A 14,528-nucleotide genomic window follows, 5' to 3' on the forward strand; every position below is an offset into this window, starting at 1 on the left:
AACAAGAATCAATGTGTATTGTGGCTTTAGCATGGCATGTTCTGGATGATATGCCCTTGTGTCTGATTTCAAACCGTGATGAGTTTTATCACCGACCAACAGCATTATTGCATCAATGGGAACATACGCCAATCATTGCAGGGCAAGACTTACAGTCGGGTGGTACTTGGATGGGGGTTACCCCGCAGGGCCGATGGGCTGTGTTAACCAATTTCCGTGATGGACGTGATAAAAAACAATATGAAACTTCTCGTGGTCATTTGGTTCAGGCTTTTTTAGAGTCTGATTTATTACCGATTCGCTTTGCTCAGCAATTAGAACAACGGCAACAGAACTTTGCTGGTTTTAACCTGTTTATGGGGACTGCTGATCAAGCGGTCTACATGAGTAACCGTGGTGAGGCTCCTCAAGTATTAGCCAACAGCGTTTATGTGGTTTCGAATGGTTTAATGTCCGATCACTGGGAGAAAACCAGACATTTACGCACACGTTTTACGCAAGAGTTCTTGCCTATGCATCAGCACAAAACAGAAGAGTTAAGCTTGCAACATGCAGCGTGGGATATTTTAGAAGATGAGCGCAAGGTCACCACAGCATTGTTGCCAAATACAGGCATTCAACCAGAAATGGAAGAGTTGTTATCATCGACTTTTATTCAAAGTCCAGTATATGGAACCCGGTGTTCGAATTTTTTAAGAATGACCAATAATGAATGGATTTGGTTGGAAAAGACCCAGCAAGGCGAACATAGCGGCCAAATTGTACAGCAGCAGGTGCCTCTAAACCGTTAAAAGAATGCCGATCACTTGATCGGCATTTTCTAGGAAGAAATCAATTAACCAGCAATAACACCGCCATCTTTACGGGTAATAACTACAGTTGCCGAACGTGGGCGCGCAGTTTTGTTGCTTGGATCTTTTTGTGTGGCAGGCCAGTTACTTTCTGGTTTTGCATAACTTGCCGAGTCTTCACCAGGATGCTGAACATTAATGAAAATAGCTTTGTAGTCAGGTGTCATAGCAATACCAGTAATTTCACATTGCTTTGGTCCAACTAAGAAACGACGTAATGTTGCGTCTGTAACTTTAGCACCGGTTATAGTTTGCTGACCATTTGATGTAGTTGCCGCACCACCATCACCAATTTGACCTGGTAGGGCAGCAAGCATCATACAGTTGGTGACATCTGTATAAGCGCCGTCATCTGTTTCAATCCAGAGAACACCGCGTGGGTCAAACCACATACCATCTGGAGACGAAAAGTCGTTATTGTCTGTTAAGCCTGACAAATTGATATTTGAAGCCATCGAAGCTTCTGCACCGAACAGATAAATATCCCATTTGAAGGTTTCAGCAGTGGTTTTGTCATCGGCTTCTCTAAAACGGATGATATGACCGTTCACATTTCCTTTTTGTTCTTTTGTGCCTGCATACAGATCGGTATAGTTGCGAGGGTTAGCCGCATCTGTAGGGTAATCTTTACCACGGTTTGAGTTATTTGTAAGTGTGACATAGATTTCGCCATTGATTGGGTTAACTGTAGCCCACTCTGGGCGATCCATTTTAGTTGCTCCGACTGAATCTGCCGCCAAGCGTGCAAAAGTGACTACCTCTGCCTGAGATTTAAATGGATAGGTAGTGTTACTTTCATTTAAACCATTTTTACCGTAGGCAAGTTCAATCCATTGACCTGAACCATCGTTATTAAACTTGGCAACATACAACTTACCTGAGTTCATATATTTGTCACCAGCTGCATAGCCGCCGTTTATATCTTTTGTATCCCACACTGCGGTTGAAACAAACTTATAGATATATTCGCCACGAGAGTCATCCCCCATATAAAATGCGATTGGTTGACCTGCTACGGCACGGCATGCACTGTCTTCATGGGCAAAACGGCCTAATGATGTGCGTTTAACCGGATTTTGGCGGTTATCAAATGGGTCAATTTCGACCATCCAGCCAAATGTGTTTGGTCCATTGCGGTAATCTTGAGTTGCTTGAGCGGCTTTTACATCGGCATTCCAGCGGTCATATAGGTCTTGCGCCTCTACTTGACCAATTGCGGTTTCCCAACCGTAGCGAGAGCTTGATCCTGCTTTAAGACCATAGCGTTTAAGAGCAATAATTTCTTCTGGAGTACGTAGCGCATCATCAGTTGTACTACGCGCAAAATAACCAATGAAGTTTTCTTCCGTGGTTAAGTATGTTCCCCAAGGTGTATAGCCATTACCACAGTTGTTGTGTGTACCACGAGTCTGGCGGCCAGCAGGCGAAAAACGCGTCGAAAGTAAGTTAGATCCTGCCGCGGCACCAGCGAAGTCCATGACTGTAGAACCTGTAATACGTCTATTAAAAATAGAGTTTTTTACAACTTCGACTTTTTGAGTAGTAGGGTCTTTTTTGATTTGGACTACAGAAACCCCATGGGCATTGGTTTCACGAATGACTTCGTCTTCTGGGCGGCGTCCATCAACTTTGGTTGGACCTTTAGGGTGTAGAAAGGTTTGGTTGATGTATTCGTGGTTCATCACCAATAAACCTTGTGCTGAAACAGTGTCATCAAAACGGTTTGTTGATGTGTTTAAACCAAAATAGTGCATACCATCATGGCAGTCACCTGAGCGAAACTGGAAGCTTGGACCAGATGGAATATTGTTATCGTCCCAATCACCAAAAGAAGGATTAAGAGAATCACCTAAAGCGTAAATTACATTTGCTTCGTAACCTTCTGGTACGGTCACAATATCATTTAAATTTTTAGCAACTGGCGTAAAGGTAAGTTTTTCAGGCTTTTTGTTTGGATCGACTGGAGCAGTTCCACCGTTATTAGAACCAGAGTCATCGTTATTATCATTACAGCCCGTTAAAGTAGAGGCTAAAGTTAATGCCACAGCACCGCTTGCTGCTTTAGTAATGAGGCTACGACGGCTCACATATTGGTCTAAAACATCACGAAAGTGAATATTGTCTGAAGTGTTGTTGTCTAATTCCTGATCTTCATGATATGGCGTCAAATCGTTCATATTAAATTCCTAATTCAAAATAAGTTTTTTATAAAAGTCTTGATTAGCTTAAATTTTGAATATGACGAGGTCTTGACGTTTTAATGATAACTTAATGAAAAATTTGATCGTTTAGTCAAAAAAGAAAAGGGCTTTTTATTTTTATAAATGCTTTTAAATAAAAGAAACCTGCATAAAGCAGGCTTCTTTTGAGTTGCGCTAAGAATTATTTCTTCACAACAGATGGTGCGATAGGGTCAGCTGTAATATAGCCAACTGCTGCTGCAAAACGATCTTTGTAGTTTGCACGAACAAGAGGATCAAGCGTTGCTTTTACTTTATCGTGTAATGGAGATTCCCAGTCACCAGGGTGCTGGAAGTTACTCATGATGTAAGTCCAACCATTTACAGAGTCAACTGCGTGCAAACCTGTAGATTCTGCGCCAGCAGGTGTTGATAAGATACGACTTAATTGTTTGGTATCAACATTATATGCCCATAAGAAGTTATTTACGTGCATACCACTATCTTCACCAATGAAGAGGGTACGTAAATTTTCAGAGAACTTAATGTTATCTGGGTTGGCAATTTTATCTGCATTTGCAGTATTACCTAAAGCATCAGCAGTTGTTAGGTCTTCACCCACTAAAGCTGCAGGTGGTTCCATATGAGTCGATACCCATTCACTGTTAATAAGCTGACCTTTGTTATCAACTTGGCTGCCTTTTAACGTATGTGCGTAAATTGCACCAGCTTTTGGACCTTGTACTTGAATATCAGTAGTTTTATCAACCATAGAAGACTGTACATAAGACATCGCAGAGTAAGCAATTTTGTCTTTGATATTTACAGTTGTGCCTTCCATCTTAGTAAAGCCCATACTTGCACCAACCAAGGCTGCATAACGATGCGTTTCTAAGAAAGCCGCTTCACGTTCTTTACCAGGTACAAGTTTTACCCAGTTGTCTTTACCGCTATAACGGATTTTGGTGTAGCTTGCATCTTTTGGATCAGACGTTTTTACATCCATCAGGTCGGTAATCTTATATTGATCAGCCCAGCTCTTTACTTCAGCACTTGTCGCGTGACCAAGGTTAATCCATGAAATATCACCGGCACCAGCACCTACGCCTGAGGTTTGCTTCCATTTAGCAACATAGAGCGTACCCGCAGATAAGTCTTTTTCTTTATCTGCAACAAACATGAATAAACCGCCATTTGTTGCATCATCACCCATCAATGCAGTGCGGTTATCTGGCATAACTTGAATAAGTTCGTGAGAGATACGACCTAAACAGTAATGTTTTTTGATTGAACCTGTACCATCCGTATTTACAGTAACTTCTGGTAAGTGACCGTAGTGGTAAGGATTACCTTTTGTACTGTCGCCAAATAAGTTTTTGCTAAATACTGGTAAATAGCTTCCAGCAACATTGTTTGCATCTGGTTCATATTCTTCACTCGACAGGTGAGTTCCCCATGGAGATAAACTTGCACCACACGTGATCCATAAACCGTTTACTTTAGAGGTATCAACATTGTGGTATTTAACAAGGGTTAAATGACCAGTTTTAGGGTCTTGGTCTAAAGTTAAAATCGCAATTGGAGATGGTAGTAAACCATACATAGACGCTAAGCTTTGGTCACGAGTCGTATATTCAAATTGAACTACGTGAAATACAGGGTTGCCAGTAACACCTAAAGCTTGTTTGTCTGCATCGGTAAAGTCACGGCCTGTTGCTTGTTTAAAGCTAATTAAAGAGCTTCCGTCCGGGCAGTCAGAGAAGAATTGACGTTCTTGGCCTGGTTTTGACTTATCAATAATTGGTTGATTATTAATATCAACATAACCACCCGCCAGAATTTTTCCACCTTTACCGTCTGCAACCAAATCACCTGTGGTAAAGAAAGGCTTATACGCTAATGTGTAGTCAGTTTTTGAGCCATCTTCCCAATTAATTGAAAGGCTTGATGTAACAGTTGTGGTTGCCATCGCCGCTGGGTTAGCTAAAGATGGCGCAGCCATTGATGTAAAGGTTGCGTTTTTAAAGTTTACTGTTGGTGGTGGAGTAACAACATCTGAATCATTATTGCTGTCATTACAGCCTGCTAACGTTGCTGCCGTAGCCATCGCACCTAATGGAAGAAAAGGAATCCCCGTAAACCATTTTAAAATATCGCGACGTGTTGGGTGGTTAGAAGCAGTTGTCATAATAAATCCGTAACTTTTGTGTGTATATTTGTTGAGTCGATTCTATGGATTGGAAATGACACTTTTCTTACATTTTTAAGTCACTTTGAAGACAGTTTATGGTTTGATTAATTAAGACGATTTAAAAGTAAAAAGCCCAAATTTTAATATTTGGGCTTTTAAAGAGAAGTTTTAAATTATTCGGCAGTCTGGCTTTTTCTCTTCTCAAGAATCTTACCGAACAGTAGGCCTATTTCAAAAAGTAACCACATTGGAATAGCTAACATCACCATTGAAATCGCATCTGGTGGAGTAATAAACATTGCAACAAAAAAACAGCCCACAATAATAAAACGTCTTTTTTCAGCAAGGCTTTGCGTATTTACTACACCAATTAAAATCAGTAATAAGGTCGCGATAGGAATCTCAAAGGTCACACCAAATACCAAAAATAGCTTTAAACAGAAGCTTAAATAACTATTAATATCGGTCATTGGTGCTACTGTTTCAGGTGAAACGCTAATAAAGAAATGTAATATGGCAGGCAAGGTAATGTAATAAGCAAAAGCGACACCTGCATAAAATAGGACAATACTACCAATCAGTAATGGAAGCGCTAAATGGCGTTCTTTTTGATAAAGCGCAGGGCGAACAAAAGACCATATTTCATAAAGAATAAATGGCATTGCAAGCATAAGTGCGACAAATAAATTAAGTTTAAATGGCGCCATAAAGGTTGCTGTTACATCTGTTGCAATCATTGACGATGATGCAGGGAGTTGTAACCTTAAAGGCTCAGATAATAATTGGTAAGTATTATTTCGAAAGGGTAATAAACAAAAGAATAAGAATAATGTTACCCCTACAATCCTGAATAAATGGCGTCTTAAAACAACCAAATGATTCATGATTGGCATTTGGTCTAAGTTTTCTTGACTATTTACAGTGGTTGAAGGCAGTTGGTTCATACGGCAATCTTCAATTCAACAGGAGATGTTTCTGCAATATCAGTTTGAGTCACTAAAGGCGTAGGTTTAGCAACATACGGTACTTTGTAATGGTCTGATATAGGAATACATTTCCGAAGGGACTGTTCTAAATTTTGTGTAAGTACTTAATTTTCATTTATCCTTCAGAGGATAATTACAAAAGGTACTTCACATGGATGAAGCAACAATCAAAAGTATGGCTGCCGAATTGGCTAAAGGTCTAAAAACACCAGAAGACTTAAACCAAATGACAGCAGTCTTTAAAAAATTCATGATTGAAACTGCACTCAATACTGAACTTTCAGACCATCTCGGTTATGAAAAGCATCAGCCCAAGAAAGGCTCAAATAGCCGTAATGGGTTTAGTTCTAAAACCATTACAACTCAAGATGGACAACTGGCTTTAGATATTCCCCGTGATCGAGAAGGTTCATTTGAGCCACAAATTATCAAAAAGCACCAAACACGCATCACCAGTATGGATGACCAAATCCTCTCACTGTATGCAAAAGGAATGACTAATAGGGAAATTGTAGCCTTCTTCAAAGAAATGTACGATGCCGATGTGTCAGCATCTCTCATCAGCAAAGTTACCGATGCTGTGATTGAGCAAGTGACTGAGTGGCAAAATAGAGCCTTAGATAGCCTTTATCCTGTTGTCTATCTTGACTGTATTGTTGTCAAAGTCCGTCAGCACTCCAATGTGATTAACAAGTCCGTATACCTTGCTTTAGGCATCAATATGGATGGGCAAAAAGAATTACTGGGTATGTGGATTGCTCAGACAGAAGGTGCCAAATTCTGGCTGTCAGTCATGACAGAGCTAAAAAATCGAGGAGTACAGGACATTCTTGTTGCCTGTGTAGATGGATTAAAAGGCTTCCCTGACGCGATAGCCTCTGTTTACCCTCATACTGATATTCAACTGTGTATCGTGCATGTTGTACGCAATAGCCTGAGATTTGTAAGCTGGAAAGACTACAAAGCTGTTACGTCGGGTCTGAAAGCGATTTATCAGGCAAGTACAGAGGAAAATGCTTTAAAATCCCTAGACATCTTCTGTGATCAATGGAATCACCAGTATCCCAAAATTGGAGAATCCTGGCGGGCCAATTGGGAAAATATCCGAACGATCTTTAGCTATCCAGCCGAAATACGTCATGCAATTTATACAACAAATGCGATTGAGTCGTTGAATAGCGTAATACGCCATTCAACGAAGAAAAGGAAAATCTTTTCATCTGATGACTCAGTAAAGAAGGTCATTTACTTAGCAACATCAAATGCTGCGAAGAAATGGACGATGCCAATTCAAAATTGGCGTTTAGCAATGAATTGGTTTACGATTCAGTTCGATGATCGATTAAAAGATCATTTATAAAAAATGGAACTTACACAAAATAATTTACAGGCTCTTTCCGAATAGGCTTTGGTGTTGTTTTAGGCGTTTCAGTAACTTCTAAATGTTCTGAAATCTGCTGTTTTTGTATTTCTTCAAGCTGTTGCTGTACTTTTCGTTCCAATGCTTCGATGCGGTTAAGTTCCTCTTGCATTTCTTTGCGGAACTCAGAAAGACGCAGCTCCTGATCAATCTCGTTTTGCAGATTGGTAATATAGCGTTTTAGTCGAACATACCAGCGGCCTGCAAAGCGTGCAGCTTCGGGAAGCTTATCTGGACCTAAAACTAAAATTGCAATAATTGCAAAACAGAGTAGCTCTGTCATTCCTACATCAAGCATGGGTCAAACCTTTAGCTTTTCACTGATGTGCTTTCAGATGTTTTAACTTGTGCATCGATTGTACGAGGAGTATTTAAAGATGCAGCTTCGTCTTCTTCACGAACTGATTTTTTAAAGTCTCTTACTGCACCGCCAACATCTTTACCAATATTTTTTAATTTAGATGTACCGAACAATAAAATAACTACAATTGCGAAAATGACGACATGCCAAATAGATAAACCGGCCATAATTTTATACCTCTTTTTAGTTCGCTTTATCTCAACAGGTTGCCATGACAAGAATGTGACACTTATATTTCATTTTTAAGACAATATTTATAAGTAGACACTTATGATCAGTTTTTAAAAGATATTTTTTGGAAGGATTTTTAAGTTTTATTGAGCTTCTTTCTTAGACGAATTTACTTGAAATAGACCATACATTTCAAAATTAAAAGGTGTAGCATAACAAGCTGATTTTGACGAGTGAGAGGAGAGAACGTGGCATTACTACTGCCTGTATTGGCATTTATCACAGGACTTCTACTTGCTCAAACCTCCATTTCAGAAACCGTAAAACCTATTCTTTCAGCTTGGCTTGCACGACTCCTGATTCCGGTTGTAATTATTTACAACATGGTTTTTTATCAATCGGGAAGTTTGAGCTTAATGCTCTTTAGTTTTGGGTCGGCATTCATTATTTTCTTTGCTTATTTGGCTTTATTTAAAGACCGCTTATTGGCGCTTTGCGTAAGTTATACCAACATGGGATGGCTTGGATTTCCTTTCGCTATGGCTTTATTTGGCCCTGAAGCAACTGCTCCGATTGTTGCTTTATATATTGGGATGTCGCTTTTTGGCAATGCTTGGGCTGTGACTGCCGTTACTACGGCACCGCAAAGTAAGTTCAATATATTAAAAAAGGTTTTAACGTCGCCACCTTGTATATCAATATTTTGTGCTGTTGTGCTCAGACTGTTAGGGGCCCAGCATATCGAAAGCCCTGCTATACATTGGGTTTATGAGGTTGCTAAATTTGCGATGACTTTCGCAGGTATGTGTGTGCTTGGAATGTGGCTACGCCGTACCAGAGTTTATGCAAAAGATTTAATTTACAGTACAAAAGCTCAAGCATTTAAAGTAGCCTGTGGATTTTTACTTTGTGGATTAAGTTATAGATTTTTACCGATTCCAAATATAAATCAGCATATTGGTGTAATGTTTTTAATGTTTTGCTTGCCACCGGCAGCCAATATTGTAGCTCTGGAAACACATTATCAAGGGACGGGTAGATCTGCGGCTTATATCGCATCAGGGACGATTGTGAGTTGTGTGTGTATTGCGATTTATGCAGTGTTTTTACACTTGTTCGTCTAATTAATTATTTAATTCTAAGTTCCTCTACACTCGCTGGTGCGAAGGCGGCATGGATGCCGCCAGTTAGACTGTGGTACATGAACGTACCATCAGTCTAACAAAAGATTTTTGCTTACTTTTCATCTTTGAAAAGTAAGGTTTGCCTATACAAAGCTTAATATGTTTTAACGCTGCATATTGTGGCTATATGATCAGCTTACTTCTGCAAGCTCTCTCTAAATAACTGCATCGCTTGTCCACGATGACTAATCTTATTTTTTTCTTCTTTAGACAACTCAGCGCTAGAAACTTGTAGCTCTGGCAACCAGAACAGTGGGTCATAACCAAAACCATTTTCACCGCGTGGTGCTTCTAAAATTTCACCATGCCAAATGCCTTGGAAAATTTGTGGTAATGGATCTTCCGCATGAGTCACTAAAGCAAGCACACATACGAACATGCCTTCAATCACTTCTCCATTTTTACGAAATGGCAAAAGATCATTTAATAACTTGGCATTATTCGCTGCATCGTCACCATGTTCTCCAGCATAGCGTGCTGAATAAATACCAGGTGCACCACCTAAAACCGGAACACAAATACCTGAGTCATCAGCCATAGCAGGTTTCCCTGAAATTTTAGAGGCATGACGTGCTTTAATAATGGCATTTTCAATAAAGCTTAAGCCGTCTTCAATGGCGTCGGGAATATTAAGGCGACCCTGAGGAATAATTTCTACAGGTAACTTAAGCTGTTCAAAAAGTTTTTCAAACTCTGCGACTTTACCTTTGTTATTACTTGCAAGGACTAAAGAGCCCTGATCAAACCAATGTGGGGTAGACATAAGATAACCAAACTTTATAACCAATATTGAACGTGAGCTATGTTACGTGTTTTTTGAAAGGGGATATAGAGTAAAACAAATAGAATATAAAATTAGAAACTTAAAAACTAAAACCACCTTATAGGTGATATAAGGTGGTTTTAGTCGAGTAAGTATAAGCTGGATTATTATTGTGCTTGAATCCATTTATCCGCGCGGTCGCGTGCCATACGGATTTGCTCTTGAGTTAAGTTTGCAGCAAGAGCCGTCTTTTTACCTTCAGATAAGCTAATTACTTTATTGTCGAGCATGCCATCACGAGTTGAAAGCTCATACCACTGGTAAGCACCTACGTAGTTTTTCTTTTGCTCTTCCATCATCGCAAGGTTATAGCTTGCACGGTTATCGCCGTTACTTGCCGCTTTTTCGAAATACTTACGAGCCATAGACTCATCTTTCTTAACGCCAATACCATCGGCGTACATACGGCCAACATTTAATTGCGCAGGTGAAAGGCCTTGGTCAGCAGCAGCTTTGAACCAAGTAAAAGCTTGTTTATCGTCTTTTGCTACATCTTTACCGTATTGGTAACGTGTTCCAAGATAAAATTGTGCGCCAGCTTGATCCGCTTGAGCCGCTTTTTGAAGGTCATGAATCCCCATTGTGGAGAAGCGCGCAGCCTGGCTCGCAACCGATTGTGGCTGGGCGATATAATCTGCATGAGCCTGCATACTTAGCAGTCCTGCAATTAGTGTGCTAAATAATGTCTTTTTCATAGTGCACTCACTCGATAAATAGCGACTTCACCAAACAAATTCGGAACATGTTTGCTTAACAGGCTTCCCTGCTGGTTTCCATTGACGGCGAGTCGATTAATAATTTGTATTTGATTTTCCGCACATAGTGCTTCGAAATCTTTAAACGTACATAAATGAATGTTGGGGGTGTTATACCACATATATGGTAGAGCATCCGATACAGGCATCATTCCTTTTAATGCTAGAAAAGAGCGAGTCTTCCAATGCGCAAAGTTTGGAAAAGTAATAATAGCCTGTTTACCCACACGCACCATGTCTCTTAATAAAACATCGGGTGCATCTACGGCTTGCAAAGCCTGTGCCATAACCACATAGTCAAAAGACTGGTCGGCAAAACGGCTCAAACCGAGATTCAAATCTTGTTGAATAATATTTAACCCGCGACTGACGGCAATTGCAATCTTTTCTTGATCAATTTCTAAACCATAAGCACGAATTTGATGCTTTTGGCTCATATGAGCGAGTAATTCACCGTCACCACACCCTAAATCGAGAACGCTAGAGCTGGGTTTAATCCACTTTTCTGCCAGTTGTTGATCAATACGCATTAGTTTGCCTCCAGTGATGTCGATTTTAAATGTTCTTCACCGCCTAAGAAAGCGCGCAGTGTTTTGACATACAGAGGAATCGGGAATAAAAACGAGTCATGACCTTGTTCAGCATCAATATCGAGGTAACTTACCGGCTTATGGTTGGTAATGAGTGCATCTACAATTTCTTGTGAACGGCTTGGTGCAAAACGCCAGTCAGTGGTGAACGAGACAATCAGGAACTGACATTTGGTCTTACTCATCGCTTCTGTAAGCGAGTGGCCGTACTCACGCGAAGGATCAAAATAATCCAAAGCTTTGGTCATAATCAGATAAGTATTGGCATCAAAGTTACGGCTAAACTGTTCACCTTGATAACGCAGATAACTTTCAACCTGAAACTCGACATCAAAACCATACATAAACTTGCCGGATTTTAAATCACGACCAAATTTTTGTTTCATGGCTTCTTCGGAAAGATAGGTAATATGGCCGACCATACGAGCCAAAATCAAACCACGTTTTGGATAGCTATCATTTTCCAAATAACGACCATGATGGAAGTCCGGGTCAGACAGAATTGACTGACGTGCCACTTCGTTAAACGCAATATTTTGTGCTGAAAGCTTTGGCGCACTGGCAATAACAACACATTTTTGTAAACGGTCAGGGTAATCTACCGACCATTGTAGTGCTTGCATGCCCCCTAATGAACCGCCAACGACTGCATACCAAACGCTTACTCCTAAACGATCAGAAAGCATGGCTTGAGTTTTAACCCAGTCGCGTACCGTTACTAATGGGAAATCTGGTCCATAAGGGCGATTGTCATTTTCAGGGTTTGGTGAAGTTGGACCGGTCGATCCGCTACATCCACCAATATTGTTGAGTGCAACTACAAAAAATTTATTTGTGTCGATTGCCTTACCCGGGCCAATACAGCTATCCCACCATCCAGCTTTTTTATCATCTTCATGGTGATAACCCGCTGCATGATGATGTCCGGAAAGGGCATGGCAGATTAAAATCGCATTTGATTTATCTGCATTTAAAGTGCCGTAAGTTTCAACCATTAACTCAAAGCGCGGTAAAACACGGCCACATTCAAGATGTAAGGGTTCTTCAAATTGGAACTTTTGCGGAGTGACTAACCCCACTGAGTCAGCTGGAAAAGACACGGGAACATTTCGCCTTTTAAATCTTTCAGGAATAAAAAGAAAGGATACCAAGCTAGGTATCCTTTCCAAAGTCTTTTTTTTAATTAAACAGCGGCAGCAACAACCTGATCTGTACTTAAAACACCTTGATCAATCAAACGGTTGGTACATGCAATAATGGCTTCAATAGATGAAGTGACTGTGTTGTCGTGAACACCTGCACCAAATGAGCCTCTACCAGTACCTTTCACTTGAAGTTCAATTAAGGTTAATGCTTTGGCATTTGCGCCTGAACTAATACTACGTTCTTCGTAGTTCAATACGTCAATTGGTAATTGGAGTGCATTTAAGAATGCAGAGATTGGACCATTACCTTCGCCACGCAATTGTTGAGTTTCACCTTCAACATCAATCTCAAGTTCAATAATTTGAGTACCATTAATGTCAGATAACTTATAGTTTTTGACCGTGTAATGGTGGTTTTTCACTTCAACATACGTGTCTTTAAATAAAGTCCAGATTTGTTTAGCGCTAATCTCTGTACCATTTTCATCAGTATATTGTTGAACAACCTGACTAAATTCGATTTGTAAGCGACGAGGCAATACAACGTTATAGTTCGATTCTAATAAGTAAGCGATACCGCCTTTACCAGACTGACTATTTACACGAATGACAGCATCATAGTCGCGGCCCAAATCTTTCGGGTCGATTGGTAAGTAAGGCATATCCCAGATTTCTTCGTTTTTCTGGTATTCAAAGCCTTTTTTGATTGCGTCCTGATGCGAACCAGAGAATGCAGTAAATACCAAGTCACCTGCATATGGATGACGAGGGTGTACAGGTAAACCAGTACATTCTTCAACCGTTGCAATGACTTCATTAATATTAGAGAAATCTAACTCTGGCGCTACACCTTGGGTGTACATGTTCAATGCAATTGCTGCAACGTCAACGTTACCTGTACGTTCGCCGTTACCAAACACGCAGCCTTCAACACGGTCGGCACCCGCCATAATGGCAAGTTCTGATGCGGCAATACCACAGCCACGGTCATTGTGACAGTGAACGGAAATAATCACGCCATCACGACGTGCCAAATTACGATGCATCCATTCGATTTGGTCCGCATAAACATTTGGTGTTGAAACTTCGACAGTAGCAGGTAAGTTCAAAATAACTTTATGATCTGGGCGTGCATCCCAAATTTCTGTAACCGCATCACAGACTTCTTTCGCTACTTCTAATTCAGTTGCAGAGAAACATTCTGGACTGTACTGGAAAATCCAGTCAGTTTCAGGATATTGTGCAGCATATTCTTTTACTTTCTGAGCTGCATTCACTGCCAACTGTTTTGCGCCATTTACATCTACATTCAACACTTTTTGACGGAAGGTTGGAGAGTTAGAGTTATAAATATGCACAATTGCGCGCTTAGCACCTGCTAAAGCTTCGAAGGTACGCTCGATTAAATGGTCACGTGCCTGAACCAATACTTCAATGTATACATCATCCGGAATATGATTTTCTTCGATCAACATGCGAGTAAAATCGAAGTCAATTTGAGATGCAGAAGGGAAGCCGATTTCAATATGTTTAAAACCGATTTTTACAAGCATTTTGAACATTTTGAACTTTTGTTCCATGTTCATCGGTTCAAAAATTGCTTGGTTGCCATCACGTAAATCCGTGCTCATCCAGATTGGCGCTTTTGTAATTTCATTATTTGGCCATTGGCGATCTGGTAAATCGACTCGCTGGTACATACGGCGGTATTTTTTGCTAGGGTCAGCCAACATCATGAGAAAACTCCTTATCTCGTAGCACGGTTGCTCTAGGTATCGTATAAAAGGCAACGTTCTACAGTTATATATGGTATCTAATACAGAAAAATTAAAGGGAATTTGAAAAGGTCTGCTCTAAAATACAGACAAAAA

General features: G+C 40.3%; 12 protein-coding genes and 2 pseudogenes. 3 read left to right on the forward strand and 11 right to left on the reverse strand.

Annotated features, from left to right (window positions below; translation table 11 throughout):
- Positions 1-11: 11 nt before the first annotated feature.
- Positions 12-791 carry an NRDE family protein gene (locus CSB87_RS12045; protein ID WP_006580450.1) on the forward strand — a complete coding sequence of 260 codons (780 nt, stop codon included), beginning with the start codon at positions 12-14 and terminating at the stop codon, positions 789-791.
- 44 nt (positions 792-835) lie between these two features.
- Here the strand turns inward: CSB87_RS12045 and CSB87_RS12050 are convergent, their stop codons facing one another.
- From CSB87_RS12050 to CSB87_RS20080, 4 genes and pseudogenes are all read right to left on the reverse strand, one after another.
- The gene (locus CSB87_RS12050; protein WP_006580449.1) at positions 836-3,028 is read right to left on the reverse strand and encodes a PhoX family protein; all 2,193 of its coding nucleotides are present in this window, start codon (positions 3,026-3,028) and stop codon (positions 836-838) included.
- 205 nt (positions 3,029-3,233) lie between these two features.
- The gene (locus tag CSB87_RS12055; protein ID WP_006580448.1) at positions 3,234-5,219 is read right to left on the reverse strand and encodes a PhoX family protein; all 1,986 of its coding nucleotides are present in this window, start codon (positions 5,217-5,219) and stop codon (positions 3,234-3,236) included.
- Between the two features lie 176 nt (positions 5,220-5,395).
- Positions 5,396-6,166: a twin-arginine translocase subunit TatC gene (gene tatC / locus CSB87_RS12060; RefSeq protein ID WP_002053474.1), complete on the reverse strand. Its 771-nt coding sequence runs from the start codon at positions 6,164-6,166 to the stop codon at positions 5,396-5,398.
- Positions 6,163-6,279: pseudogene (locus CSB87_RS20080) on the reverse strand (twin-arginine translocase subunit TatB); the annotation flags it as partial. The pseudogene CSB87_RS20080 and the gene tatC, both read right to left, overlap by 4 nt.
- 80 nt (positions 6,280-6,359) lie before the next feature.
- On the opposite strand from CSB87_RS20080, the gene CSB87_RS12070 reads away from it, so the two are divergent.
- Positions 6,360-7,568, forward strand: coding sequence for an IS256-like element ISAba26 family transposase (locus CSB87_RS12070; protein ID WP_000343018.1), 1,209 nt, complete (start codon positions 6,360-6,362; stop codon positions 7,566-7,568).
- A 37-nt stretch (positions 7,569-7,605) separates the two neighbouring features.
- Here the strand turns inward: CSB87_RS12070 and tatB are convergent.
- Positions 7,606-7,926: pseudogene (gene tatB / locus CSB87_RS12075) on the reverse strand (Sec-independent protein translocase protein TatB); the annotation flags it as partial.
- Positions 7,927-7,937: 11 nt separating this feature from the next.
- On the reverse strand, positions 7,938-8,156 hold the full coding sequence (locus CSB87_RS12080) for a Sec-independent protein translocase subunit TatA (RefSeq protein WP_002053267.1): 219 nt from the start codon (positions 8,154-8,156) through the stop codon (positions 7,938-7,940).
- A 252-nt stretch (positions 8,157-8,408) separates the two neighbouring features.
- Here CSB87_RS12080 and CSB87_RS12085 point away from each other — a divergent pair, with 252 nt between their 5' ends.
- Positions 8,409-9,284 carry an AEC family transporter gene (locus tag CSB87_RS12085; RefSeq protein ID WP_006582218.1) on the forward strand — a complete coding sequence of 292 codons (876 nt, stop codon included), beginning with the start codon at positions 8,409-8,411 and terminating at the stop codon, positions 9,282-9,284.
- Between the two features lie 196 nt (positions 9,285-9,480).
- Here the strand turns inward: CSB87_RS12085 and rdgB are convergent, their stop codons facing one another.
- From rdgB to leuA, 5 genes are all read right to left on the reverse strand, one after another.
- Positions 9,481-10,107, reverse strand: coding sequence for an RdgB/HAM1 family non-canonical purine NTP pyrophosphatase (gene rdgB / locus CSB87_RS12090; RefSeq protein ID WP_002053259.1), 627 nt, complete (start codon positions 10,105-10,107; stop codon positions 9,481-9,483).
- 167 nt (positions 10,108-10,274) lie between these two features.
- Positions 10,275-10,862, reverse strand: a complete 588-nt coding sequence (locus CSB87_RS12095; protein WP_106105074.1) for a tetratricopeptide repeat protein — start codon at positions 10,860-10,862, stop codon at positions 10,275-10,277.
- On the reverse strand, positions 10,859-11,452 hold the full coding sequence (gene metW / locus CSB87_RS12100; protein ID WP_006582217.1) for a methionine biosynthesis protein MetW: 594 nt from the start codon (positions 11,450-11,452) through the stop codon (positions 10,859-10,861). Before metW ends, CSB87_RS12095 begins: the two co-directional genes overlap by 4 nt.
- Positions 11,452-12,612 (reverse strand): homoserine O-succinyltransferase MetX, encoded by a 1,161-nt coding sequence (gene metX, locus CSB87_RS12105; protein WP_006582216.1) that lies wholly within the window; start codon positions 12,610-12,612, stop codon positions 11,452-11,454. Before metX ends, metW begins: the two co-directional genes overlap by 1 nt.
- A gap of 83 nt (positions 12,613-12,695) precedes the next feature.
- Positions 12,696-14,393 (reverse strand): 2-isopropylmalate synthase, encoded by a 1,698-nt coding sequence (leuA, locus tag CSB87_RS12110; RefSeq protein ID WP_000978841.1) that lies wholly within the window; start codon positions 14,391-14,393, stop codon positions 12,696-12,698.
- Between the last annotated feature and the right edge of the window lie 135 nt (positions 14,394-14,528).

Source organism: Acinetobacter sp. AR_0276 (assembly GCF_003000705.1).
GTDB lineage: Bacteria > Pseudomonadota > Gammaproteobacteria > Pseudomonadales > Moraxellaceae > Acinetobacter > Acinetobacter nosocomialis.